Genomic DNA, 24,760 nt, shown 5'->3' with positions numbered 1-24,760 from the left:
ATTTTGATATGAGTATGATCCCATATTGTGAATGCTTGGGTATATATGGAAAAAACCTCAGCTAAAAACTGAGGTTTCCTTGATGTAAAACTACATTTTATTTTTTTGCTGCGTTGGTGTTGGTTTCGTGAACTTTCTCCAGCAATCCTTTGAACTGACCCAGCAATGTTTCAAACTCTGTACTGTTCAAACACGCATCTCCCTGAATGGATTCAGGTATGGATAATGCCTTGTTCCGCAACTCACGACCCGAGTCGGTTAGTGTAATTAATACTTTTCGTTCGTCCTGAGCCGAGCGTTCGCGATTAATAAGTCCTGCTGACTGCAAACGTTTGAGAAGTGGTGTCAACGTTCCCGAATCGAGATAGAGAGCCTCCCCGATCTCCTTAACCGTACATTCTTCACGTTCCCATAAAACCATCAACACCAAATACTGGGAATACGTTACGCCAAGTACCTCCAGATAAGGCTGGTACATCTTCGTAATCTCACGTGAACAAGCATATATGGCAAAGCATAATTGGTTATCCAGCTTCAAACTGTCAGTCTGCATATGTCTTTCTCACCTGCCTATTGTGCAATCTATTCCTAATAATACGGGAACTATAGATCTATACTATCACAAAATAGAAAAAAAACAGAATAATTGAGCACAAATGATTTTACTATTCAATTTAATTATGATAAATTAGATTGTGTAAAACATAAATATAATTAGATAATCAGCAGTTCATCCCCATGATTTAACAACAATAATAGATAAGTCCAGCGAACAGATTCACGCTTTCTCAGGTCAAATTTAATAACCATAATGAAAGTTTATACGTAACCATTTTAATGATTTCCTTCCAGAAATAAAATTCAGGGATCAGGAAAGATGACTACAGCAATGATAATGACAGGTTGACTCCATGATTCCTTTTATATAAAATGCTTAATAGAAGCTGAGGAAGCACCTTAATTCGTAGACTGGCCCGTATTATGCGGAGTCAAGAATCGAGTGAGGTGTTTCTTTGTTATGTACGGAAAATTACACAGTGCGTGTTTGTACGGAATCGATGGTGTTCTGATCGAGGTGGAAACCGATTTATCCAATGGTCTGCCACAGACATCCATCATCGGTTTACCGGATTCAGCCATTCGTGAGGCCGTTGAACGTGTTCGTGCAGCGATTAAAAACTGCGGATATCAGTATCCTTTACAGCGAATCACAATCAATCTGGCCCCCGCTGATCTGCGCAAGGAAGGATCTTCCTTTGATCTAGCCATTGCTATTGGTTTACTTATGACAAGCGGCCAGCTTGTACTTCCTCCCCAGGAACGGACACTAGTGGTTGGCGAACTGGCGTTGGACGGTTCGATCAGGTCCGTGCCGGGCATTTTATCCATGGTGGATCTGGCCAAACGGCAAGGCTTTACGTCCGTGCTCCTGCCTTTGGATAACGTGGAGGAAGCGTCACTGATTCGAGGTATCCAGGTTTTTGGCATTCGTCATTTACAGGATATTGCTCCGGAAAACCCAGATCAACCCTCTAATTCAGTGGGAATACCAAATAATTCGAATGCAGGACCAGTCGTGTTGAAAAATTATGCACACCTCGCTACTCCTATAACTGATAAGACTCATAAGATGGCGGATAGGAATCCGAGACAAACACCATTATTTGCAGACGACTACAGTGATGTTCTAGGGCAGCATCATGTAAAACGCGCGCTTATGATTGCTGCAGCCGGCATGCATAATATACTGCTCGTTGGACCGCCAGGCACGGGCAAAACGATGTTAATCAAACGTCTACCCTCCATCCTTCCTCCTTTGTCAGAAGATGAAGCGTTGGAAGTCACCAAAGTATTAAGTGCCGCAGGCAAGTTGAAAGAAGCGCCTCAAGGCCTGATTGCAGACAGACCTTTTCGCTCGCCTCACCACACGATATCCACCTCTGGTCTGATTGGAGGCGGTGGTATCCCAAAACCGGGTGAAGTGAGCCTTGCCCACCGGGGCATATTGTTTCTGGATGAATTACCTGAATTCCAGCGCCAAGTGCTGGAGGTATTAAGGCAACCGTTAGAGGATCGCACAGTGACAATTAGTCGGGCACGGGCTGCTTTCACCTTTCCGGCCCAGTTTATGCTTGCATGTTCCATGAATCCCTGTCCCTGCGGATATTTGTCCGCTCATTCGGAGGAGCAACGCTGCATATGTAGTCCAGCCCGTGTTGCCGCGTACCGAGCCAAAATTTCAGGACCACTGCTGGACCGCATTGATCTTCAGGTTGAGGTTCCTCCACCAGGCGAGTGGCGCAAGTCTGCTGCTTCCCCTTCCTCTGAAGAAATGCAGGCAAAAGTGATCCACGCTCATCAAATTCAGGCTACACGTTATGCCAAAAGTTCGGTTCGTTGGAATAGCCAGCTTTCGGGCACGCTTTTGCGACGAACGATCCATCTCCCCCAAGAGGCAGAGCAACTGTTAGAGCAAACGCTGCAAACGTTAAACCTGAGCATGCGTGCACATGATCGGATTATCAAGATGGCACAAACAATTGCTGATCTGGACCATGAAGGTGAAATTGTGACAGCTCATGTGGCTGAAGCCATCCAGTATCGTCAATTGGATCTTAATTTATTTTGAAGCTATTTTAAGAAGCATATGGAGGAAAGAACAGGCCGATTTACCCAAAGGCAGTGAAATGGGCATGAAACTGCAGACATCAGAGGAAAATCGAGAAGGATTCCTTATGCAGATTCTACAATGCGGATACACCAACATGACAAAAAACGTACAAGCCCTTCTCTTCTGTGAAGAAAGGTACTTGTACGTAGATTTCCCCTGTAAACGTAAGGGGATCGTATATAGCTAAGGTCTACAACAATTTATTATTCAAAAAGAGTGAGTTTGTCCTTAGCTGGTGTGCGTTCTTTGGCAGAAGGAATAACATCAGGATATCCCATATAAATCATGCCTACAATCTTCTCTCCCGCCTCTATTCCAAGCGGTTTGCGGAATTTGGGAGCGTACAAAAATGGCTTGGTCACCCAGAACGTTCCAATGTCTTCACTCCAGGCTGCAAGCATAAAGTTTTGAACCAATGCACTAACCGCAGCGAAGTCTTCGTCCCAAATATTCTGTCTTGGATCTTCTTCCAGCACAACAAGCATAACGGATGGAACTTGCATAATATTGGGTGAGAATTTGTTGTCTTCTCCCATTTCTGCATCAATAGCCTCAGCCAGTTTCTTCCGTCCATTTCCGGTAAACAACAAAAATCTCCAAGGTTCACGCAGTTTATGGTTAGGAGCCCAGACTGCCGTATCCAGCAATTCTATAATCTGCTGTGTAGGAACAGCTTCTTTTTTGAATTTTTTCACCGTACGACGGTTTTGAATCGCATTTCTGACTTCATTTGTTGTTTTCGTAGCTTTACTCATCGGCCGTACCTCCTGTTTATAAAATCATTTGCAACCGCAATAGTGATTCGCGGCCTTGTACATTCAATATAATTTCTTTATGACATAATAAAATACCAGTTTACCTTCTTGATTATACACCCATCTGATCACGAGATTCAAAGGGGAGGCAAAGGTCAGTACCGTTAGGGTCATTCCAACAGAAAAGACGACTCTGAATCTTGATTCACCACGAGGGATCATAAAGTCAGAACCGTCTTTTATTCTCATGTTATTTATTCACATATCATATCAACGAGTAATCAATCGTCGTAACTCTCCCCTTCAAACGTGCCATTCCCTTCAAATGTGCCATTAATAAAATCCATTTTGTTGTACTTCTCCTGGTTACCTGCAACATCTGTACTATAGTACTCTACCACCTTGACATCAGGGGCATAAAACTTGACGGGTCCTTCATAGTTTTTCCATTCTCCCCCGTTGATTCGATATTGCGTTGTTTTTACGCCCGAACCTTTGACTTCGTCTGTTGCCTGAAGTCTGAATGTAAATCCTTTGATGTATATTTTCCCGTTCACAGTATCTGTAATAGGAACTAATCTGTACTTGGTTACTGGAGGTGTAATATCTGCATCCTTCTTAAGTACGATATTAAACGTATTATGATCTCCTTTTACAAGAGTAACGCTCAGGCTCGTTTTTAGATATCCTGCCGCTTCTCCCGTTATCGTTCTAGCCCCTGTTGGTACGCGCTTTATTAAATAGTTGCCTTGAGCATCTGTTGTTGCCGAACCTCCAGCATTAACTTTAGCCCCACTTACTGGATTGCCCGACTCATCTACAACTTTTCCCCGCACGTGTGCCGCCTCTGCCAAAACAACATCCATTCTCAAGGTTCCTCCCTCCCGGACACCCAAGCGATCCTGTTCATATAACATATAATCATCGGCATCTACCCATATTGCAATGTTCGGATTATAGGCGTAATCAATTCCTGTAACCGCATATCGACCTTGCTGATCAGTTTTCACTATACGATCAAAGACACTTGTTACTTTTATACGAGCATCTGGAACCGGTCTGCCTGCCTGATCTTTGACTGTTCCTACAATCGTGGATGGCTCATAAATACGAAAATCAAGTTGTATTTGCTCTCCCCCCCTTAAACTATAGGAAGTGTAATGTCGATACGGCACATACCCCTCTGCTTCAACTGAAAAGGTAAATACAGTATAGTTCTCAACGGATTCAATAATACGATAATTCCCACTCTCATCTGTCTCCACGCTGTGTTCCTTATTCCCATAATCAAGCCAATACTTGACTGTGGCGTCCTTGACAGGCAATCCCTGACGATCAATCACTTTACCTGACACACTAACCGCATTGTCAGATTCAGTAGCATAAGAAACTCCGGAATACATGATTCCAAACAAAATGAAACATAAAGATAGTGTACTTAGTCGAATGATCCATTTGATACTTGTCTGCATCTTCTCACTACACCTCACCATTTATTTTATTGATCAAACATTCCTCTTTAGCCTCTTAAAATTAACTGACCATAAGTTCAAGCTTCCAGAATTCTCCGTCCCAAACATATTGCCAAATCCCCTGTCCACCGTTCATGGTCTCGCTGATATCCAGCACTTCCATCTGAGGGCACTCCCATACTTGTTTTACTGTGTTGTTCGAAGTATTCTGAAGCTCTTTCATACATCCCACCAACCTCTCTTTAAATTTCAACTTTCTTAGTTTATTACAAATGATACATTTTGTATCTATAAATTTCTGAAATACGATGATTTTATTATCAATGCTCTAACCTCTGTTTTTTGATTTCATAGTTAAATCAAAAAAGCCGCAGCTCCTGTATAAATAGGAACTACGGCTTTAGTATATTAACTAATTTTAAAACTAAAACGAATGCAAAGATAAGACATAATTAAACTTGTACTTCGAAATCACTGACCGACTCACATTAAAAAGATACATTACGTATCGCATAATATAGCAATAACTTCTAGTGTAATTTTTAAAAAGCATTAACAATATGATTCACAGAGACAATCTCTCCTGCTTGATCAAGCATTACGGCAATTACATCAAAACGGATCTGAAGTTCCATCTCTCCCGTCATTTGCAAATATACAGATGCGGTTGAACGTACCTGCTGCATTTTACGCATATCAACCGATTCCTGAGGTGTACCGTACTGAGCGGCTCCACTTCTGCTTCTTACTTCCACAAAGACAATCAGGCCCTCGCAGGAAGCAATGATGTCAATCTCACCGCTACGGCAACGCCAGTTCTGTCTAATGATCCGATAATCGTGCTCTCGCAACCATTGACAGGCAGCCTCTTCACCTAATCGGCCTTTCTGCTGTCGTGTGAGCTTTAATCCTGGCTCCTGACCCAATCTACGTTCTACCATGACTCATTTTCCTCACGTCCTGAGGCCATGCGATCTGCACGGTAGACGTACGTTAGCACCTCTGCGACCAGTTGATACAGTTCTGCCGGAATCTGTTCATCCAGATCCAACTTGGAGAGCACCTCCACTAGTGCTGCATCCTCCTGAACAGCCACGCCGTTTTCTCTGGCTTTATCCAGAATGGCTTCTGCCACTTTGCCGCGCCCCTTAGCTACAACAACAGGTGCTTCACTCTCTCCAGGGACATACTTTAGGGCAACCGCCTTTTTGGAAAGCAGGTCCGGTTGTGACGACTCGTCTTTCATACCTTCAAGTCCACCCCTTTGTATCGTTCAGGACTATAGTCCGAGGCCCGCGTTTTTCGTTCCGCGCCCGGCTCCTGGCCAGCAGGCCACGGTTCCGCCTTGAAGGTCAGCAGTTGATAGCCCAGCTTGTCCAATGCCTGATGGATCACCTCTCGTCCGCTCTCCAGAAGCGGTCCCATTCCTTCGCGATCATTTAATACACGCAGACTGACAATGTTATTAACCACATGGACATCTACCAGAGTAGGCCCAAGACTTTTCATGTCCAGATCAAACCATAGACGGCAGTTGGACGCATCCAGCTCTCCACGAGATCCACGACGTGATTGAATCTGAACAGACGCCGTTTCTTCCCCGTCCGGTCCAGTGATCGGAATAAACCAGTGCATCTGTGCAAATGTAGCACTGCGATCTGTTGTCAGCAATAACTGCTGACCTGTCAGATACTGCACCGCCTGTCCGGCGGCATCCTTAAGCGCCGCCGGTGCACCTTCGCTGCTGGCAAGTTGCAGCAGCAAGCCCTTCAGCGTGTCCGCATTTGCCGGACTCGCCGCCTCCCCCACGCGCGGCTGCACTGCCGCGCCGTGAACGGCCTGCTGCTCGTGCTCCGCACCGAGCAGCTTCAGCACGCGCCCCACCCACGGGTCCCCCTCGTGGGTGACAGGCGCGGGCACTGCCGCAGCTCCCGCAGGTGCTGCGGCACTACCGCCAGCCGGCGGCGCATCAGCGCCGGCTGGCAACGGCTGCGGCACGCCTCCGGCAGCCGCAGCCGCCTGGCCGCCCTGCGATGCAGGGGCGGCCTGTGCTGCCGCACCAGGCTGTGCCGGTGCGGCAGTGGACGCGCTGCGCAGGGCGTCCAGCAGCGCCAGCAGCTTGGGCGCCAGCTGCGCTGCCGTAGGCGCTGCTGGCGCCGCCTGGCCTGCTGCGGACGGCGTCCCCGTAGCAGCAGGCGTTTCAGCGCGGCCGTCAGTCCGCCCGGCCGCGCCTGTTTCAGGCTGGCCTGCACTTACACGGCCAGCCACAGATTCTGCTGCCGCCCCCGATGTACCCGGGCGGCTCCCAGCCTGCCCCGCGTCAGCCCCGCGCGGGCTCTCTCCAGGTATTCCAGTTCCAGACGGAATACCCGTAGCCCCTTTGCCAGCCGTTTCAACGTTGCTGGCAACTGCCTTTGCCCCGGCTTCAGCATTTCCGGTGCCTCCGCCGGTCTGCACGTTTCCTTTCACCGCAGTACCTGCATCCTCTGCCCCGCCATCCGTCATGGATATAGATCCTGCCAATGCCGCTTGTCCTTGTTGCGTTGACAAAGCAGGTGTTCCGGTTCCAGTCACCTGACGACCGTTGCCTGATGCAGCCAATCCTTCTTCCGTCTGTGAAGCATTCGGTACAACAGGTGCACCAGCCACGACTGCTGGTTTCAACGTAGCAGATTGTTCTCCAGGCAATAGTGGTTTACCTGTTGTTTGAGTCAGCATCGTTTCCAACTGGTCAGCCAACCCGCTTAACAACTGGTGCAGAGGGGGGCCAAACACCGTCTGGTGTAATCCTTTTACTGTTTCCGCCGTAACCGGAAGACCACGCTGAAAAGCAATTCCCGTCGCCTGCACCCATTCTTCCACAGGTACCTGTGCAGGTTTAGCAGTCATCATATTCTGGACCATAGCCACATTATCCTTCGTTAGCGGCAATCCACTACGCTGCATGGCAAGTAACAGTTCCCGGTTCCCTTTTGTATCTGGCAGTCCTACATCCTTAAGCAGGTTGTTCAGCGAAGCTTGTGGCAGCTCAGCAAGTGTACCCGTCATAGGTTTCATTACCGTTATGCCATTTTCACCTGGAGGCTGCACTTGAAGCAACGTGGTCTCACCCGGGCGGAGTGGAGTCTCCAACTTGGCGCGCACTTGCACACCTTGAATCTGCAGAACTGCTTCTCCCCCATCATCGGATACACTAACGACGGAGCCACGAACCACCTGACCTTCCTTTAATTCAAGCGGTTTGGCATTGCCGGGCTTACTGTCTCCCATTAACCCCTTTATCATGGAACCGATATTCAAATCTCTCCCCCTCCTTTCTTCAAACTTGTGTTAAAACAAAGATTGCTGCTCTCCAAGCAGGTTGCCCAGAAAACTGCGCCGATGCATCGGGGTTGCCCCCAATGCCATAATTTGCTCCCGATGAACTTTTGTTGCATATCCTTTATGTATCGACAAACCATATTCCGGATATAACGTATCCCATTCTTCCTTACACAGCCGATCTCGCGTTACCTTGGCAATAATAGATGCCGCTGCGATCGATTGACTATTAGCATCCCCTTTAATAATGGACAGTTGAGGTACATTCACATCCACCTTCTCGGCATCCACCAGCATATAATCAGGAGTTTCTCCCAATGCTTCAACCGCACGTTTCATCGCAAGTCTCGCAGCCTGTTTGATGTTAAGCCGATCAATTGTCTCTGCATCCGCATACCCGATACCTACCGCCAGCGCTTTTTCCATAATGATGTCATATAATGCATCACGTTTTTTCTCCGTTAATTTCTTGGAGTCATTCACGCCTTCCAGGATGAGATCCTTCGGTAAAATAACCGCCGCTGCCACAACATCCCCAAACAAACAACCCCGTCCCACCTCATCAATACCAGCAATACGTTCAAATCCACTGTCCCAATACTCCCGCTCATAGAGCAACAGATCTCGAGGTTCACTGACTTCTTTTTTCTTCTTTGGTCCAATGGGAGTATCCAGTAGATTCAACCCGATCTCTTCATTATTTTCAACCATAACGCTCATCTCCTCTACCCACGCTTTTTCAGCATACGCATCACTTACAATTTTATAATATAGACGTAGATCCTCTGTCTTTTGTTCTGTACAACCTGTCTCTATCAGTAAAACTTTTCCTTGAGATTTACAATATAAAGATAGTGATGTCTTCATTTATCGGTATTTGATGGTTTAAATTGAATATATCAGACCTCGTCTAATTTAAATTGCACCACCATTTATCATAGCACGATTTAGATGCACCTGATATATAGGTCAGCCAATTCCATAAAGCGTACTGTTCTTCAAACCTCTTCCATTTTATCGTTTTCTACGTATGTTCCAGCTCTACTTCCGCGTTTGTATACACAAAAAACGACCGCTCCCGGTAATCCGGTAACGGCCGCTTCTTTCGGCACTTGTATATATGAAATGAACAAATGAAGACAATGATCTTCATCGTGTAGAGTCCATTTTTTTAATAGGGAGCTTCCATAGAGAAACGTCCCATTTTACCGGCTCGCAGTTCACGCAGAAATGCTCGTGATGCCTTTTCCAGATCAATACGTCCACCGCTTACAACACATCCACGGATACGGCCGACTTGTTCCATAATTGCAATAACACTGTCTGAATCATCTGCATCCTTGGAGAACTCCTGAAGTCCGTATCTCTCTTCAAGGGCGTCCCAGTAATAACGCATCAGGTAACTGATTCCAAAAAAGGCGATATCCTCTGCATTCAAAATTTCCTCTTTGATCGCACCAGTTACGGCAAGACGATAACCTACATTTTGATCTTCGAACTTAGGCCAAAGAATACCTGGAGTATCCAATAACTCCATTTCTTTGCCTACCTTGATCCACTGTTGCCCCTTCGTCACACCAGGACGATCTCCTGTTAACGCAATACTCCGTCCAGCCAGTCGGTTAATCAGTGTTGATTTACCTACATTGGGAATCCCTACGATCAACCCGCGAACCGCACGAGGATTAATCCCTTTAGCAATTTGACGGTCAATTTTTTCTTTAAGAAGAAGCTTGGCCTGCACGGGAATATCTTTAACATTGGTTCCCGTCGAAGCATCTACAGGAAAAGCGGTAATTCCTTCTTTTTTGAAATATTCAATCCATTCTTGCGTCACTTTTGCATCTGCCAAATCCGATTTGTTCAACAAAATCATCCGGGGTTTATCCAGCAATATTTCGTCAATCATTGGATTACGGCTGGAGACAGGCAGACGGGCATCCAATAGTTCGATGACCACGTCGATGAGCTTTAACTTATCCTGAATCTGGCGTCTGGCTCGAGTCATATGACCTGGAAACCATTGTATCGTCAACTTGTCTTCACCTCATTATTTACTTCAAATTCAGTGGTTGATCCACTTAATCTCACCGATCGGCCAGAAAATCACATCTGCACGACCAATAATATCTTTTAAAGAAACATAACCGATCATACGGCTGTCTGTACTATTTGGACGGTTATCTCCCATGACAAACACATGACCTGCCGGCACTTTGCCATCAGGGAACTGTTCATTCGGGAAATCCTTCACGTTATAGGTTCCACCATTTGCTTCAGCTGCATCAATGGCTCCTTGAATATACGTTTCATCAACCTTTTTACCGTTAACCATCACGGTATCGTCTTGAACCTCAACGGTATCACCTTCTACAGCAATAACACGTTTAATGAAATCTCGACCTTCGGATGGTACGTGGAAGACGATAACTTCACCGCGCTTCGGTTCTCTGATATCATATAAGATTTCGTTGACGATCACACGTTCACCCGTTTCAAAGTTCGGCTGCATGGACGGACCGTCCACAACAAACGGTTTGAAGAGCAACCACCGAATCAGAATGACGAGAACTAATGCAATAACAATGGCTTTAAGCCATTCAACAATTTCATTTTTGGCTTTTTTGGATCGACTATCTTTCTCTTCGGCAGGATTGCCCCGGTCATGTTGAACTTCTTGTTCCATTCAAGATCTTCCTCTCTTCACAGTACATGTTTATAGCAGTACACACATCCAGCATTCTGTATCGTTCCAATAACTCAATGGATGGATACAAAACATTCACATCAGTTATGTAATCTTACACCAAGCATTACAGTACATTTAATCCACAATTCAAATGCCTTCAAGAGGTTGTTCAAAAAGTCGGTACTGAAACCGGTCTTTTGAACACGCACTTCAATAACTGATTTTACAAGCCTCCCGGACTATTCCCCGCATGTGTTGCCATACCATTTTACTCGGAAGTGTACCTCCGGTTCAACTTTTCCCGGACAAAAACGAAAAGGGCTTGTCTCCAAGCCCTTCCCGGTATCCGTTATATTAACGAATTTCTTTAATTCTCGCTGCTTTACCGCGTAGTTCACGAAGATAATAAAGCTTCGCACGACGAACTTTACCACGGCGAGCCACTTCGATTCTATCGATTTTAGGGGAATGAAGCGGGAAAGCTCTTTCCACACCTACACCGTAAGAAATTTTACGAACTGTAAAAGTCTCACTGATTCCACCACCACGGCGTTTAATCACAACACCTTCGAACAATTGGATACGCTCGCGAGTTCCCTCGATTACCTTAACGTGCACTTTCAAAGTGTCACCAGGACGAAAACTCGGAAGATCCTTGCGAAGTTGTTCTTGTGTAATCGCTTGAACGATATTCATCTATGACTCCCTCCTTCCATACAGGCGTTCATACTTCTTCCAGAGATCACCTTGTCTCCTTCATCATCCATAGAGGACCGCCGTATTCCACATAACAGACTTATTGTATCACGCAGCATATCAAAACACAAGAGAAATTAAACAAATGCCTATTGTTCAATCTGCCACTCTGAAACTCATCCATCACATGTTAACTTCATTCTAAAATACATTCTCCCGTATGGAAAGTGAATCAACGCTCTCATCTTGCAAGTCAACCTGATACAGGAAAAAATACTGTAACTTCCAGTGTAGTAATATCGTCTATGATATAACTTATTGACCACTTTAAAAGGAGAATCCCAAGACTTATGAAATATTGGAAAAAGATCACACTTGCCCTACTCGCCATGCTCACATGCTCCATTACACTATATTCATATGCCGTAACTCACCCAACGAATGCACTGTCACACAAAGCCTGCACATCCTGGGACATAGTCAAACGCAAAGCATTCGAGCTGTCACACACTGACTTCTCTAACCAATCTGCGCTGGATCGTTCTACCTTTAGGATTGAACAAGGTACCGCTACAGAAGTTCCTGTGCTGATGTATCATTACATAGAGCCCAAACTGAATAATCACGATACAGATAATAAATCCATCATTAATCTGGAGGATTTTGAGCAAAATATGAAATACCTGCATGATGAAGGCTACCGCACGATTACACTGAATCAGCTTGAGCAATATGTTAGTGGGAAGATTTCCCTACCACAGAAGTCCATTGTAATTACCTTTGATGACGGATACCAGAACAATTATACTTTAGCTTACCCTGTGCTTCAGAAATATAATTTTCATGCCTCGCTGTTTGTCATAGGCAGTAAAATTCAGGATCAACCTTCGGTATTTGAGCCCGCCATCAACAGTTTCATCTCCAAGCCAGAGATGCAGGCAGCAACCGACGTATTTGAGTTCAACAGCCATACCTATAACCTGCATCATAAGGGATTTATGCGCTGTGGGAACAGCGTACCTGTCGGTCTGGACACCAGTCTTCTGGATGATGATATCCAGCAAATGAAGGAAACCGGAATAGACACACCTTATTTGGCCTATCCTTTTGGTTATACCAGCACACAGATGATCTACAAGTTACAGCAACATGGATATCGCATGGCTTTTACCGTAAAGTCTGGATTTGTGCATCCAGGAGATCATCCCATGAAGCTGCCTCGCTTGACGGTCACGACAGGTACTGATTTAGCGACCTTGCTTCAACCCGAATCCAGTCCGCAGAACGAATCATCTGCATCGGAGAATGACCAGTAAAACCTAGATTTTAACTTCACCGCCCGGATACAGAGTCGAGTTATACAGCCTTTTTAGCTGTGGCTTGGCTCTTTTTGCATCCAGTAGTGATAATGTCATCGGAGAACTGGAATAAATCACTGCTTCCTCTGCGTCATAGATGATGATCTGTTCTTTCCCCGTCTGAACCAGGTCTGCATGCACCGCATATCCCTCTTTCGGGAATTCAGTAACCGTTTTCATATCTCCATCTACCAAAGAAGGCAACACATCTCCCCCTCGGCGATACGCCATAATATAATCGAGTCCACCCTCATCCCAGTTACACACAGGCTCTATAATGGTTAACCAGCCCCGAGTTGTGCGGTTTTCTTTCCAAATTTCTTTACCAGCGCTATCCAGCATGAACATTCCATCCTTACCATGCTCATCCCCCCGGACAATCCGGTCCAGACCTGCAATCTGTAAACCTTCCATTCCAGTACAAAAATGGCCTAACGCAATATGCTGTGATTCAATTGAATCTTCATAACGCCATTTCTCATTTCCGTAGCGGTCCATCATGACCGTAACACTGCCACCAATGACAACCTCGACTTGCCCATCACCGTCAACGTCGCCAAACCATATACAGTCAGCATGATCATCGAGATTCTGACAAGACCATAATAATGTCCCATCATGATCCAGCATGTCATATCCGGCCATCACTTCATCTTTCCCATCTCCATCGATATCGTATACCCATGGAAAATGCCCTGGATTCCCTTCATGCTTCCATAACAAATTAAAATCATGGTCGAGTGCCCACAACGTCTTATAGCGGTCTTTCAGTATAATGTCCATTCTATGCTGGTTACCCGTCAGGTTGGCGAGAATAATGCAGTCATGTGCTTCATCACCTGGCAGATCACGTGTTTCTTTGATCTCTCCGGTCCGGCCATCCAACACGAGAAATTGTTTGTCCATCACACACAATACTTCATTATTTCCATCTCCATCCCAATCTGCGACCTGAGCGGGATAGTCTGAACCCGGACCCCCTGCATCGGGATCAGGAGTTCCGACCTGCCATAGTAATGTTCCTTCCAGATCAAACGCAGTCAAACAACATACCTGATGCGGGACATACCGATCGTCTATACCCCCATCTGCCTGTACCAGCAACATTTCAAGTCTGCCATCCCCGTTTAGATCTCCTAAAAGCATTTTGCAGCGTTCTCCGGCTTGGCTAATATTTAGTCTGGCGATTTCATAAGGCTGAATGCTCATCATCTTCCTCCTCAGCTTATCGTTGTTATTCAAATCCAGCTGAGTTCACCATAAAGAAAACCCCTATTTTTTACAACCCTATTATGTGGTCATGCAAAAATGTTCAAAGTTGCAAAAAAGTGCCTACGTAATAAACGATTTAAACGAATGATTTTAAGCCCACTCTAAAAACTCAAGACGATTGCCAAAAGGATCATTTATATAAAAACGTCTTACACCTTCATCTGCCCTTGCTTCGTCATCGACAATATGAATTTGGTTATGAATGAGATGATCACGCAACTGATCCAAATGTTTTACATGAAAAGCCGGATGAGCTTTTGTGGCGGGAATAAAATCTTTTTGTACGCCAATATGCACTTGGTGTCCACCACACTCAAACCATACACCACCCCGTTTTCTCAGAATTTCAGGTTTGGGAATCTCCGTCCAGCCCAGTACTTTATTGAAAAAATGACGTGCCTCCGCTTCACAAGCTTCAGGTGCTGCGAGCTGAATATGATCAAGACCAATAATATTGTAAGTCATTCATACACCGCCTTTGGTTTCATTTAGTGAAACTTAGTTTTAAAATATACCTCCATTTTATAGAATAACCCATTGAATATCCAGCTTTCTTTACAAAACACATAAGAAAAGCCAACCTTTGGTATCAAGGTTGGCTTTTTCAAACTCTATAAAAAGATATATTTACGTGTTATACGAAACATATACTTATTCTGTGCTATGTTTACGGTTTGAGCGTATCTTTTTCAACCAAATACGTTCTTTATCCGTCAAATCAGCCGTTTCCAACATCTCCGGTCTGCGCTCCAGCGTACGAAGCAACGACTGTTCTCTGCGCCATGCCTCAATGTTCAGATGATGTCCCGACAACAGCATATCCGGTACTTTCATGCCCCTAAACTCGGGTGGACGTGTGTAGTGTGGATATTCGAGGAGTCCAGTACTGAATGAATCCGTCACAGCACTTGTCTCATTGCCAAGCACACCGGGAATAAGGCGTACGATGCTGTCGATCGCAACCATAGCAGGCAATTCCCCACCAGTGAGCACGTAATCACCAATGGATAGTTCATCCGTCACGAGAAATTCGCGAATTCGCTCATCGTAACCTTCATAATGTCCACATATAAAAATCAGATGATCTTCCTGTACAAGTTCTTCTGCTTTTTTCTGTGTAAACGTCTCACCTTGCGGACACATTAAAATGATACGTGGAGCTTTCATGGTTGCCGCGGCTTCTCCGCGTTGCTCCAGTACATCTTCAACAGCAGCAAAGATCGGATCTGGTTTCAGCACCATGCCTCCACCCCCACCGTAAGGAGCATCATCGACCGTATTGTGCTTATTGGTCGCATAATTACGGAAGTTGGTTGCACCGAGGGACACCAGCCCCTTCGTTTGGGCTTTACCCAGAATGCTTGCTCCGAATACGCCATCAAACATCTCCGGGAAGAGTGTTAATACATCCACTTTCATGTTATAGCAGCCCTTCCATCAGGTGAATCTTCACTTGCTGCTGTTCGATGTCCACATCAAGTACTACATCATCAATAACGGGAATCAGCACTTCTTTACCTGCTGGCGTTTTGACAACCCATACATCATTGGCACCCGGAGTCAAAATTTCAGAGATGGTTCCAAGCGTTTCACCCTCTTCGGTGATAACCGAACACCCAACGATTTGATGGAAGTAGTATTCACCTTCCTCCAGCTCAGCGAGGTTCTCTTTTAACACTTTGGCCATACCGCCTTTAAACTTCTCTACTTCATTAATATTGCCATACTCTTTCAGACGAAGAATATACATATTTTTATGCAAACGTGCAGATTCCACGTTAACCATGACGGGATGATTATCTGGTGTAAAGAAAAACAACTCTGCATTTTTCGCGAAACGCACTTCTGGGAAATCGGTTATAGGCATGATTCTCACCTCACCGCGAATTCCATGCGTATTAACGATTTTACCTACATTCATAAACTCTGCCATACGTTCCTCCTACGAAATTAAATCAAACTAAACAGCTACTTCGACTCTCGTACGGTCGTTCCGGCGACGGTTCGTTCTTTCGATCGCTGTTCCCCCCTCATTTTTCGAACTTAATTTAAAAGGTGAAAATGAGGTGATAAAGGCGAACGCTGACGCTTCTCCAGAATCGATCCCGTCCCCTGCACTGCTCCGAAGTCACTCATACCCAAAATATTTTAATTCAATATCTAATTCAACATATTAAGTTCAGCATGCACGAAAAGGGGCTAGGACATGCATCCTAACCCCCTTTCGTATATCTTTAAGATATGATATCAACGGTAACCCGTTTATCCATCTTAACTGCTGCTGATGTGACGACCGTACGAAGTGATTTCGCGATTCGTCCCTGTTTACCAATTACCTTCCCGACATCGTCAGGATGAACGGTTAACTCATAAACGACAAGCCGGTCTTTCTCAACCGTCCGAACCGTCACATCTTCCGGATGATCGACTAAAGCCTTAGCAATTATTCTTACTAATTCTTCCATAGATGACCCTCCGAATCAGCACTTTATTTAGATAATTTAGACTCGTGGAACTTCTTCATCACGCCCGCTTTGCTAAGCAAGTTGCGGACAGTGTCAGATGCTTGTGCACCGTTTTGAAGCCATGCCAATGCTTTATCTTCATCGATCTTAACAACAGCCGGTTGTTCAACCGGGTTGTAGTAACCGATCTCCTCGATAAAACGACCGTCACGTGGGGAACGGGAATCCGATACCACTACGCGGTAGAAAGGAGCTTTGTGAGCACCCATACGTTTCAGACGAATACGAACTGCCATTTGAAAATTCACCTCCTTCAATGAAATCTGTATATGATCCAGCTTCGCTTAAATCAACGGAAAGGAAACTTCATTCCTTTACCCATACCTTTAAGCTGCTTCATCGCTTTATTTTTACCGCCGCCTTTAGGTCCCATCATATCCGAGAACTGTTTCATCATGCGGCGCATCTCATCAAATTGCTTGATCAGACGATTTACTTCAGCCAGAGATGTTCCGCTTCCGGTAGCAATACGCTTCCGGCGGCTATGGTTGATCATGTCCGGGTTACGTTTCTCTTCGGTCGTCATTGAGTAAACGATCGCTTCGATCCGGCCCATCTGTTTATCATCAACCTTCAGATCCTTGGCTTGTTTCATCTTGCCCATGCCGGGGATCATATCCATGATCTGATCGATTGGTCCCAGCTTTTTCACTTGATCCATCTGCTCCAGGAAATCTTCAAACGTGAATTCTGCATTACGCATCTTCCGTTCCATTTCCTTGGCTTTATCGGTATCAATGTTTAATTGTGCTTTCTCAATCAGAGATAACATATCACCCATACCGAGGATCCGTGAAGCCATACGTTCCGGGTGGAACGGCTCCAAAGCGTCAAGTTTCTCTCCAAGGGAAGCAAACTTGATTGGACAACCCGTAACTGCTTTGACGGAAAGCGCAGCACCACCACGAGTATCTCCATCCAGCTTGGTCAGGACAACCCCGGTCAGATTAAGCTGCTGGTTAAAGTGTTCTGCTACGTTAACCGCATCCTGACCTGTCATGCTGTCTACAACAAGCAGTACTTCATCCGGATTCACTACGCTGTGAATTTGGCGAAGTTCTTCCATCAGTTCTTCATCAACATGCAGACGTCCAGCTGTATCGATAATAACATAGTCATTACCGTTATCCTTCGCATGTTGAAGACCTTGACGTGCGATCTCAACAGGGCTTGTCTGATCTCCCAGTGTGAATACCGGCGCTTTGATCTGCTCGCCAAGTACTTGCAACTGTTTGATCGCTGCGGGACGATAAATATCTCCTGCAACAAGCAATGGTCTGCTGTTTTGCTTTTGCAGCATTTTAGCCAGTTTACCCGATGTGGTTGTTTTACCAGCACCCTGCAAACCAACCATCATCAGCACCGTAGGCGGTTTGTTCGCTTTAGCCAGTTTCGCTTGGCTTCCACCCATCAAATCCGTTAGTTCCTTGTTAACGATGTCGATGATGACCATTCCTGGCGTGAAGCTCTCCATCACTTCTTTGCCAACAGCCTTCTCTTTCACCTTGGCGATGAATTCCTTGACCACTTTGAAGTTTACATCCGCTTCGAGCAATGCCAGACGTACCTCGCGCATAGCCTCGGCTACATCTTCATCAGACACCTTGCCTTTGCCGCGCAGCTTGCTGAACACATTCTGTAATCGGGTCGTTAATCCTTCAAATGCCATGATCCCACCTCCTTAAGCTTTAATACTGTTTTCAAGACCGATACGTTCCGCTCAGCCAATTTTCATTCACTAAGCTGAGCAACGATATCGTGTATTTGTTTGTTGTTATCAATGGAGACGCCTGCGCGTTCCAATGCATTTTGCAAATCTTCAAGATTGCGATTACGCCGTTCATGCTTTTCCAGCAAGCCCAGCTTGCTTTCGTAATTTTCCAGCACTTGTTCGGCACGCTTGATATGCTCGTATACCGCCTGGCGGCTGATCTCAAACTCGGCTGCAATTTCACCAAGTGAGAAATCGTCATGAAAGTAATACTTTAGAAAAGTCTGCTGTTTCTCGGTAAGTAACAATTCATAAAAAGCAAACAGCAAGTTAATCCGGTTTGTCTTCTCAAGCCGATTTTCTTGACTCACATCGGGGCACTCCCTTCGTCAAGGAAAAACACTTTACACTCTTGCAACGTTCCTAATAATACCTAAAACAAATCAGGTTGTCAAGCAAAAATACTTGTCACAATAAAAACAGCTCTGATGATACGTTATTTCGATGTTTAACGGGTGGTTTATGCCCTTCTTCACTACAAGCAAATCTGTATCTCTGCCATCCACCTCTATGTAGAAGAAAAAACGAATGCGTCTCATTCCGTGGAGATGCATCCGTTTATGGTGTTCTAACGAAGTGGTGTCAGGTACAGCAGTACCATAAAGAAATGAAGAATACTGCCTGCTAACACAAAGAGATGCCAAATCGCATGGTGGTACGGAAATCCACGCCATACATAAAAGAGCGTACCCAGTGTATACATCAGGCCTCCAGCAACCAGCAACACAATACCGCCTGTAGGAATGGCCGCCATAAGCGGTTGCCAGGCAATAACGATCAGCCAGCCCATCGCAATATAGAAAATCGTGGACATGAATAGAAACTTTTTCGTAAAAAATGCCTTAAAGATCACGCCGAATAATGCGATACCCCAGATTATACCAAACAGGGTCCATCCAAGTGTACCGCGAACAGCAATAAACAAAAGCGGAGTGTACGATCCCGCAATAAACAAATAAATGGAAGAATGGTCGAAAATCTCAAATAAATCTTTCACTTTTCCATCTTTCCATGCATGCACGAGTGTAGAACTTGTATAGAGCAACAGCATGGTGATTCCGTAGATCGTGAAACTGACCACATGCCAAGCCGTGCCTTTCATACTTGAAAATACAATCAATATCACCAGTGCAGCTACACTGAGTGCAGCGCCGATTCCATGTGTCACCGCATTGGCGACTTCTTCACGGCGAGAATAGGTATACGTATTGGCCATTTTCAACCGTCCTTTCTAACCCTTTAACATTGCCTGCTTTATTCCTCCATTATACACGTATTGCCAGTGACATTACACGTGACACATATCACGTATATCACTGGCAATACGGTTAACATTATTAATTCATTCTATTATTGATGATTCTAGGAATTAGCTTCCTCTTCTTCAGCACTTTCCACTGGCTGTTCCTGGATTAATCCGGCGAACAAAGCATGCACAAATTGCTCCGAGTCAAACGGCTGCAGATCATCAATTTTCTCACCCAGTCCTACGAGCTTCACAGGCAAGTCCAGCTCCTGACGGATCGCAACAACGATCCCCCCTTTGGCTGTTCCATCCAGTTTCGTCAGTACGAGGCCTGTTACACCGCTTTTCTCACCGAAAAGTTTAGCCTGGTTTAAAGCATTTTGACCTGTTGTTGCATCCAGTACCATCAGTACTTCATGCGGAGCATCCGGAATTTCACGTTGAATGACACGATAGATCTTGTTAAGCTCGTCCATCAGGTTAGATTTGTTTTGCAGACGACCTGCTGTATCACAGAGCAGAACATCCGCACCCCGTTGTTTCGCTGCCTGTACCGCATCATACATAACCGCTGCTGGATCAGAACCAGATTGCTGTTTGATCACATCGACACCGGCACGTTGCCCCCATACTTCCAGCTGTTCAATGGCTCCGGCACGGAACGTATCTCCAGCTGCCATGATGACTTTTTTACCTTGTTGTTTAAATCGATGTGCCAGCTTGCCAATCGTTGTTGTTTTACCAACACCGTTAACACCAACAAACAAAATGACGGTAATGCCATCCGGGTTCATTTTCAATTCGTTATTCTGTTCACCGCGAAGAAGACCCGTCAGTTTCTCGGACAATACAGGCTGCAGCTCAGCCGCATCCTCAATTTTGCGTTTTTTCACCTCAACGCGCAGGTCTTCGATCAGATTCATAACTGTATTCACACCAACGTCTGCTCCGATCAAAATCTCTTCCAGTTCTTCATAGAACTCTTCATCGATTTTTTTGCGACGGATTACGAGATCCGACACTTTTTCCACTAACCCTTTACGTGTCTTTTCCAATCCATCCTTAAACTGTTTGGTGACCGACTCCGTTTTGCTTGCAATGCTGTCTCTAAGCTTTTTAAAAAAACTCATAAAGCCCCTCCATCGTGTACATAATCTAAGCGGTTTTGCAAAAATGCTCAATCTGAATGATTTTCAATGATTACAATGAGTTCGTTTGTCTCGCAGGTTTGGATCAGATCAGGCAATTACTGCTTCCTCATCTTCCAGTTTAACCGAAACGAGCTTGGATACACCGCCCTCTTCCATTGTAACACCGTACAGCACATCTGCCTCTTCCATCGTACCTTTACGATGGGTAACAACGATAAACTGTGTCTGTTCGGAGAATTCACGCAAGTACTGGGCAAAACGTACCACGTTAGCTTCGTCCAGTGCTGCCTCAACTTCATCCAGCACGCAGAATGGTACCGGTTTGACATGCAGAATAGCAAATAATAAAGCCATCGCCGTCAAAGCCCGCTCCCCACCGGATAACAGTTGCAGGTTTTGCAGTTTCTTGCCTGGTGGCTGAGCCACGATATCTATTCCCGTTTCAAGCAAGCGCTCCGGGTCCATCAGAACAAGGTCAGCACGGCCCCCGCCAAACAGCTTGCTAAACACGGTACCGAACTCACGGCGGATGGCATCAAACGTGATCTTGAATCGCTTCGCCATCTCGTCTTCCATTTCCCGAATAACCTGATACAACGTTGTTTTAGCTTCCACCAGGTCATTCTTCTGTTCACTCAGGAACTCGTATCGCTCATTGACTCGCTGGAACTCCTCAATCGCTCCCAGGTTCACATCACCCAGGGCGGATATACTGCGCTTCAGCTTCTGTACCTCTGCCTGAGTATGCTCCACGTCTTCCGGCACAGGATAACGCTCTTTGGCCAGTTCATAGCCCAGTTCGTATTCATCGGTCAGTTTTCGCAGTATATTTTCCAGCTCAACATCCAGCCGGTTCACGGAAATTTCCGTCTGTCGCATCTGTTCTTCCACAGCTTTTAACTGTGTGCGCTGTTCCTTCGTTTCGCTCTCGGCAAGCTCAAGCTTTTTCGACAACTCACTTCGGGCAGCACGTTTGAAGTCCAGATCCTGAGAAGCTTCCGCTTTTTTCAGCTTATACTGGTTCAGATCTTCAATCTGTTTAACACTCTCGGTCTGTGTTTTCTTGAGATCTGCTTCCATCGAAGCCAGCAACGTGCGATTCTGACGAAGATCTTTCACCAGCGACTCTACTTCCCGCTCCAGACGTCGCAATTGTTCTCCATTGGAGAATCGCTCCTGATCCAGCTTGCCTTCACGCACTTTCAATTCGGTGAGTTGGCTCTGCAATTCTTCCTTCGCAGATTCATTGGCTTTCCGAGCAAACTCGGCTGCATGAATGGCACGATGAGTCGCTTTTTCTTCCTCTTCAAGCTGCTCCAGCTTCTTCACAGCGACGATCCGAGCCGTATCCAGCTCTTTGATCTCTTCGGTAAAGCCACTCTTCTCCTGCCCGGCAACGGCAACCTGTTCAAGCACATGGCGAAGCTCATGCTCTACCTGTTTCATTTCCATCGAAGCCTGCTGTTCTGCATTTCGCGTATCATCACCGGACTGACGAAGTTCATCCAGTTTGTCCTGACACTGTTCCAGTTGGACTTTTACATCATCCACACTGCGATGCAGTTTCACGATTTGATTTTCCGTATCCAAAATATCCTGGTCGAGCTGGTCCAGCTGCCGTTTCCGGCTGAGCAGACTCACATTTTTCTTGTGCTGGCTACCACCTGTCATGGAACCACCCGCATTGACCACGTCACCTTCAAGCGTCACAACCCGGAAACGATACTGGCAGCGAGCCGCAATTTTATTGGCGACCTCCAACGTTTCGGCAATAATAACATTACCGAGCAAGCTGCCAATGATTGAAGCATATTTGGATTCGAATTGTACAAGATCAGCACCGATCCCCACAAAACCCTCCATACCTTCAATCATAGAACGTTCAGCCGCTCCAATGGCACGAGGACGAATGACATCCAGAGGCAGGAACGTTGCACGCCCCAACTGGCGTTGCTTCAGAAAAGCAATTGCCTGTCTGGAAACTGATTCATTTTCCATGACCACATGCTGCAAGGATGCTCCCATTGCTGTTTCTACCGCAAGTTCGATCTTCTCGGGAACTTTTACGAGTTCAGCCACAGCTCCATGAACACCGCTCAGCGTACCTTTACGTGAAGCCTTGAGAACCTCCTTGACACCCAGCATGAATCCGTCAAAATCATCCTGCATCTCTTTCATCGTATCGCGGCGGGAAACTTGAGCTTCACGCTTCTGTTCCCATTTACGGACCGTACCCCGACTTTCTTCGAGCAGCTTCTGTAGCGACTGAAGTCGTTCACTTTCCGTAATGTAACCACCACGTAGATCGCTGATTTCTTTGCCCAAGCGAACAACTTTTTTCTCAATGTCCGTTTTGCGACTCTCCAGTGTCTCTTTCTGCTCTTCCCATTTGCCTGATTCTTCAGCCGCGCGATTCATTCTGCGCTCCAGCGTTTCTTTCTGCTGATCCACATAACGAATTTCATTGCGTGTCTGAGCCATCTGATTCATCAGTTCCAGCAAATTGCCTTTGAGGCTTTCCTCTTGCTGCTGACTAATGCCACCTGTGACACCGATGAGTTTGGCTTCTTCCTGAGACAACTGATTTCTCACATCATTCAGTTCATGCTCAAGCTTGCCAAACTTCTCACGCAGTGCAAGCAGCTCGGTTTCCCGTTCGCGATGTCTCTCTTCACTGGCGGCAAGCGTTACTTTGAGCTGCTCCTGATTTGTTTGCAGATGGTGCGAGCGCTCCTTGAGCAATTCTCCAAGTCCTTCACTTTTCTCTGTCGCTTCACTGAATTGCAATAAAGCGGCTTGCAGTTGCTCTGTCTCTGTTTCCAGGATACGCAGCGCATTCCGATCATTTTCCAGCTTGGCATCATGCGTAGAGACAATCGCCGCCAGTCCAACCTCTTCCTGTTTTAGCGATTGCAGGCGCTCATTTGCCTTACTCCAGGACGCATGAATCTGTTCGATCTGGTACACATACATGGAAATTTCCTGCGATTTGAGCTGAGAACGAAGTTCCTTATAGTGGATTGCTTTCTCCGATTGTTCCTTTAGCGGGCCAATCTGATCTTCCAGTTCAGTCACCAGATCATGAATACGCAGCAAATTTTGCTCTGTCTCATCCAGTTTGCGCGTCGCATCCCGCTTGCGGGATTTATATTTAACGATACCTGAAGCTTCTTCAAAGATACCTCTGCGATCCTCTGAACGGGTACTCAGAATCTCTTCGATTCGCCCCTGTCCAATAATCGAGTAGGCCTCCTTACCGATGCCGGTATCCATAAACAACTCCGTGATATCCTTCAAACGACAAGATTGTTTGTTAATAAAATATTCACTATCTCCGCTACGATGTACACGACGAGTCACCGTCACCTCACCAAAATCCAATGCAAGTGCGTGATCTTCGTTATCAAGTGTTAGCGACACCTCACCGAAATTAACGGCTTTCCGTGCGTCACTGCCTGCAAAGATGATATCTTCCATCTTGCCACCACGCAGCGACTTGGCACTTTGTTCCCCCAGAACCCAGCGAATTCCGTCCGATATATTACTCTTTCCACTTCCGTTCGGACCTACAACAGCCGTAATGCCACGAACGAACTCCATCTCCGTTTTGTCGGCGAATGACTTGAATCCACCCAATTCAATCCGTTTTAAAAACATAGGGTTTCTCGTCACCTCCTCTTGCAAATTTCAAGTATTGCATTCCAGCGCCTAACTAAATTGAACTAAAATAAAATTCAACTTATTTAGTTAACGATCAGGCTAACTCCTCCTGAACCTCTTTACAAAAAAAAGAGCAAAAAGCAGTCCGGCCGATTACTTCCGCCGGGGCGGAC

At 45.8% G+C, this 24,760-nt stretch carries 24 protein-coding genes; 2 read left to right on the top strand and 22 right to left on the bottom strand.

What is annotated here, in order from left to right; genetic code table 11:
- Positions 1-97 precede the first annotated feature (97 nt).
- Positions 98-553 carry a MarR family winged helix-turn-helix transcriptional regulator gene (locus tag AC1DE7_RS04805; RefSeq protein WP_036609387.1) on the bottom strand — a complete coding sequence of 152 codons (456 nt, stop codon included), beginning with the start codon at positions 551-553 and terminating at the stop codon, positions 98-100.
- A 465-nt stretch (positions 554-1,018) separates the two neighbouring features.
- On the opposite strand from AC1DE7_RS04805, the gene AC1DE7_RS04800 reads away from it, so the two are divergent.
- Entirely contained in the window at positions 1,019-2,629 is a 1,611-nt protein-coding gene (locus AC1DE7_RS04800; RefSeq protein ID WP_477533835.1) for a YifB family Mg chelatase-like AAA ATPase, read from the top strand.
- Positions 2,630-2,874: 245 nt separating this feature from the next.
- Here AC1DE7_RS04800 and AC1DE7_RS04795 read toward each other — a convergent pair whose 3' ends face one another.
- The 10 genes from AC1DE7_RS04795 to rplS all read right to left on the bottom strand — a co-directional run bounded on the left by AC1DE7_RS04795 (position 2,875) and on the right by rplS (position 11,604).
- Positions 2,875-3,426: a nitroreductase family protein gene (locus AC1DE7_RS04795; RefSeq protein WP_036609391.1), complete on the bottom strand. Its 552-nt coding sequence runs from the start codon at positions 3,424-3,426 to the stop codon at positions 2,875-2,877.
- A gap of 281 nt (positions 3,427-3,707) precedes the next feature.
- Positions 3,708-4,898 (bottom strand): carboxypeptidase-like regulatory domain-containing protein, encoded by a 1,191-nt coding sequence (locus AC1DE7_RS04790; protein ID WP_339198908.1) that lies wholly within the window; start codon positions 4,896-4,898, stop codon positions 3,708-3,710.
- Positions 4,899-4,959: 61 nt separating this feature from the next.
- Positions 4,960-5,121 (bottom strand): paeninodin family lasso peptide, encoded by a 162-nt coding sequence (locus AC1DE7_RS04785; protein WP_127543787.1) that lies wholly within the window; start codon positions 5,119-5,121, stop codon positions 4,960-4,962.
- A gap of 319 nt (positions 5,122-5,440) precedes the next feature.
- The gene (locus AC1DE7_RS04780; protein ID WP_253507473.1) at positions 5,441-5,839 is read right to left on the bottom strand and encodes a YraN family protein; all 399 of its coding nucleotides are present in this window, start codon (positions 5,837-5,839) and stop codon (positions 5,441-5,443) included.
- The gene (locus AC1DE7_RS04775) at positions 5,833-6,144 is read right to left on the bottom strand and encodes an EscU/YscU/HrcU family type III secretion system export apparatus switch protein (protein WP_036609395.1); all 312 of its coding nucleotides are present in this window, start codon (positions 6,142-6,144) and stop codon (positions 5,833-5,835) included. Before AC1DE7_RS04775 ends, AC1DE7_RS04780 begins: the two co-directional genes overlap by 7 nt.
- Positions 6,141-8,183 (bottom strand): DNA ligase, encoded by a 2,043-nt coding sequence (locus AC1DE7_RS04770; RefSeq protein WP_477533834.1) that lies wholly within the window; start codon positions 8,181-8,183, stop codon positions 6,141-6,143. The genes AC1DE7_RS04775 and AC1DE7_RS04770 overlap by 4 nt, the downstream gene beginning before the upstream one ends.
- 45 nt (positions 8,184-8,228) lie before the next feature.
- On the bottom strand, positions 8,229-8,930 hold the full coding sequence (locus AC1DE7_RS04765) for a ribonuclease HII (RefSeq protein WP_083669772.1): 702 nt from the start codon (positions 8,928-8,930) through the stop codon (positions 8,229-8,231).
- Between the two features lie 460 nt (positions 8,931-9,390).
- Positions 9,391-10,254, bottom strand: a complete 864-nt coding sequence (gene ylqF / locus AC1DE7_RS04760) for a ribosome biogenesis GTPase YlqF (protein ID WP_036670353.1) — start codon at positions 10,252-10,254, stop codon at positions 9,391-9,393.
- A gap of 30 nt (positions 10,255-10,284) precedes the next feature.
- A complete protein-coding gene (lepB, locus tag AC1DE7_RS04755) occupies positions 10,285-10,905 on the bottom strand; it encodes a signal peptidase I (RefSeq protein ID WP_036609449.1) in 621 nt (206 codons plus the stop codon).
- Between the two features lie 357 nt (positions 10,906-11,262).
- Positions 11,263-11,604 (bottom strand): 50S ribosomal protein L19, encoded by a 342-nt coding sequence (gene rplS, locus AC1DE7_RS04750; protein ID WP_017689212.1) that lies wholly within the window; start codon positions 11,602-11,604, stop codon positions 11,263-11,265.
- Between the two features lie 350 nt (positions 11,605-11,954).
- Between rplS and AC1DE7_RS04745 the strand changes: the two genes are divergently transcribed.
- The gene (locus AC1DE7_RS04745; RefSeq protein ID WP_477533833.1) at positions 11,955-12,920 is read left to right on the top strand and encodes a polysaccharide deacetylase family protein; all 966 of its coding nucleotides are present in this window, start codon (positions 11,955-11,957) and stop codon (positions 12,918-12,920) included.
- 3 nt (positions 12,921-12,923) lie between these two features.
- On the opposite strand, the gene AC1DE7_RS04740 is transcribed toward AC1DE7_RS04745, so the two are convergent.
- From AC1DE7_RS04740 to smc, 11 genes are all read right to left on the bottom strand, one after another.
- Positions 12,924-14,171: a hypothetical protein gene (locus AC1DE7_RS04740; protein WP_127543795.1), complete on the bottom strand. Its 1,248-nt coding sequence runs from the start codon at positions 14,169-14,171 to the stop codon at positions 12,924-12,926.
- Positions 14,172-14,324: 153 nt separating this feature from the next.
- On the bottom strand, positions 14,325-14,699 hold the full coding sequence (locus tag AC1DE7_RS04735; protein WP_127543797.1) for a VOC family protein: 375 nt from the start codon (positions 14,697-14,699) through the stop codon (positions 14,325-14,327).
- A 186-nt stretch (positions 14,700-14,885) separates the two neighbouring features.
- Positions 14,886-15,653, bottom strand: coding sequence for a tRNA (guanosine(37)-N1)-methyltransferase TrmD (gene trmD, locus AC1DE7_RS04730; protein ID WP_036670343.1), 768 nt, complete (start codon positions 15,651-15,653; stop codon positions 14,886-14,888).
- Between the two features lies 1 nt (position 15,654).
- Positions 15,655-16,167: a ribosome maturation factor RimM gene (gene rimM, locus AC1DE7_RS04725; protein ID WP_036609454.1), complete on the bottom strand. Its 513-nt coding sequence runs from the start codon at positions 16,165-16,167 to the stop codon at positions 15,655-15,657.
- A gap of 301 nt (positions 16,168-16,468) precedes the next feature.
- Complete coding sequence (locus AC1DE7_RS04720; protein ID WP_477533832.1) at positions 16,469-16,699, bottom strand: KH domain-containing protein; 231 nt, start codon at positions 16,697-16,699, stop codon at positions 16,469-16,471.
- A 23-nt stretch (positions 16,700-16,722) separates the two neighbouring features.
- Positions 16,723-16,995 carry a 30S ribosomal protein S16 gene (rpsP, locus tag AC1DE7_RS04715; protein ID WP_017689219.1) on the bottom strand — a complete coding sequence of 91 codons (273 nt, stop codon included), beginning with the start codon at positions 16,993-16,995 and terminating at the stop codon, positions 16,723-16,725.
- A 53-nt stretch (positions 16,996-17,048) separates the two neighbouring features.
- The gene (ffh, locus tag AC1DE7_RS04710; protein WP_017689220.1) at positions 17,049-18,428 is read right to left on the bottom strand and encodes a signal recognition particle protein; all 1,380 of its coding nucleotides are present in this window, start codon (positions 18,426-18,428) and stop codon (positions 17,049-17,051) included.
- Positions 18,429-18,490: 62 nt separating this feature from the next.
- Positions 18,491-18,841 carry a YlxM family DNA-binding protein gene (gene ylxM, locus AC1DE7_RS04705; RefSeq protein ID WP_017689221.1) on the bottom strand — a complete coding sequence of 117 codons (351 nt, stop codon included), beginning with the start codon at positions 18,839-18,841 and terminating at the stop codon, positions 18,491-18,493.
- A 257-nt stretch (positions 18,842-19,098) separates the two neighbouring features.
- Positions 19,099-19,746, bottom strand: a complete 648-nt coding sequence (gene trhA, locus AC1DE7_RS04700; protein WP_017689222.1) for a PAQR family membrane homeostasis protein TrhA — start codon at positions 19,744-19,746, stop codon at positions 19,099-19,101.
- A 146-nt stretch (positions 19,747-19,892) separates the two neighbouring features.
- A complete protein-coding gene (ftsY, locus tag AC1DE7_RS04695; RefSeq protein ID WP_477533831.1) occupies positions 19,893-20,906 on the bottom strand; it encodes a signal recognition particle-docking protein FtsY in 1,014 nt (337 codons plus the stop codon).
- Between the two features lie 108 nt (positions 20,907-21,014).
- Entirely contained in the window at positions 21,015-24,584 is a 3,570-nt protein-coding gene (gene smc, locus AC1DE7_RS04690) for a chromosome segregation protein SMC (protein ID WP_036609457.1), read from the bottom strand.
- Positions 24,585-24,760 lie beyond the last annotated feature (176 nt).

The sequence above is a fragment of the Paenibacillus sp. 10L310 genome (assembly GCF_056395745.1).
Note: the sequence above shows the minus strand (reverse complement) of the source record. Positions and strands in the feature narration are given on the sequence as shown.

What these genes read in the sequence shown, in the direction of transcription:
- AC1DE7_RS04805 (WP_036609387.1), bottom strand. Translation starts at nt 553, where the DNA reads ATGCAGACTGACAGTTTGAAGCTGGATAACCAATTATGCTTTGCCATA.
- AC1DE7_RS04800 (WP_477533835.1), top strand. Translation starts at nt 1,019, where the DNA reads ATGTACGGAAAATTACACAGTGCGTGTTTGTACGGAATCGATGGTGTT.
- AC1DE7_RS04795 (WP_036609391.1), bottom strand. Translation starts at nt 3,426, where the DNA reads ATGAGTAAAGCTACGAAAACAACAAATGAAGTCAGAAATGCGATTCAA.
- AC1DE7_RS04790 (WP_339198908.1), bottom strand. Translation starts at nt 4,898, where the DNA reads ATGCAGACAAGTATCAAATGGATCATTCGACTAAGTACACTATCTTTA.
- AC1DE7_RS04785 (WP_127543787.1), bottom strand. Translation starts at nt 5,121, where the DNA reads ATGAAAGAGCTTCAGAATACTTCGAACAACACAGTAAAACAAGTATGG.
- AC1DE7_RS04780 (WP_253507473.1), bottom strand. Translation starts at nt 5,839, where the DNA reads ATGGTAGAACGTAGATTGGGTCAGGAGCCAGGATTAAAGCTCACACGA.
- AC1DE7_RS04775 (WP_036609395.1), bottom strand. Translation starts at nt 6,144, where the DNA reads ATGAAAGACGAGTCGTCACAACCGGACCTGCTTTCCAAAAAGGCGGTT.
- AC1DE7_RS04770 (WP_477533834.1), bottom strand. Translation starts at nt 8,183, where the DNA reads ATGATAAAGGGGTTAATGGGAGACAGTAAGCCCGGCAATGCCAAACCG.
- AC1DE7_RS04765 (WP_083669772.1), bottom strand. Translation starts at nt 8,930, where the DNA reads ATGGTTGAAAATAATGAAGAGATCGGGTTGAATCTACTGGATACTCCC.
- lepB (WP_036609449.1), bottom strand. Translation starts at nt 10,905, where the DNA reads ATGGAACAAGAAGTTCAACATGACCGGGGCAATCCTGCCGAAGAGAAA.
- rplS (WP_017689212.1), bottom strand. Translation starts at nt 11,604, where the DNA reads ATGAATATCGTTCAAGCGATTACACAAGAACAACTTCGCAAGGATCTT.
- AC1DE7_RS04745 (WP_477533833.1), top strand. Translation starts at nt 11,955, where the DNA reads ATGAAATATTGGAAAAAGATCACACTTGCCCTACTCGCCATGCTCACA.
- AC1DE7_RS04740 (WP_127543795.1), bottom strand. Translation starts at nt 14,171, where the DNA reads ATGAGCATTCAGCCTTATGAAATCGCCAGACTAAATATTAGCCAAGCC.
- AC1DE7_RS04735 (WP_127543797.1), bottom strand. Translation starts at nt 14,699, where the DNA reads ATGACTTACAATATTATTGGTCTTGATCATATTCAGCTCGCAGCACCT.
- trmD (WP_036670343.1), bottom strand. Translation starts at nt 15,653, where the DNA reads ATGAAAGTGGATGTATTAACACTCTTCCCGGAGATGTTTGATGGCGTA.
- rimM (WP_036609454.1), bottom strand. Translation starts at nt 16,167, where the DNA reads ATGGCAGAGTTTATGAATGTAGGTAAAATCGTTAATACGCATGGAATT.
- AC1DE7_RS04720 (WP_477533832.1), bottom strand. Translation starts at nt 16,699, where the DNA reads ATGGAAGAATTAGTAAGAATAATTGCTAAGGCTTTAGTCGATCATCCG.
- rpsP (WP_017689219.1), bottom strand. Translation starts at nt 16,995, where the DNA reads ATGGCAGTTCGTATTCGTCTGAAACGTATGGGTGCTCACAAAGCTCCT.
- ffh (WP_017689220.1), bottom strand. Translation starts at nt 18,428, where the DNA reads ATGGCATTTGAAGGATTAACGACCCGATTACAGAATGTGTTCAGCAAG.
- trhA (WP_017689222.1), bottom strand. Translation starts at nt 19,746, where the DNA reads ATGGCCAATACGTATACCTATTCTCGCCGTGAAGAAGTCGCCAATGCG.
- ftsY (WP_477533831.1), bottom strand. Translation starts at nt 20,906, where the DNA reads ATGAGTTTTTTTAAAAAGCTTAGAGACAGCATTGCAAGCAAAACGGAG.
- smc (WP_036609457.1), bottom strand. Translation starts at nt 24,584, where the DNA reads ATGTTTTTAAAACGGATTGAATTGGGTGGATTCAAGTCATTCGCCGAC.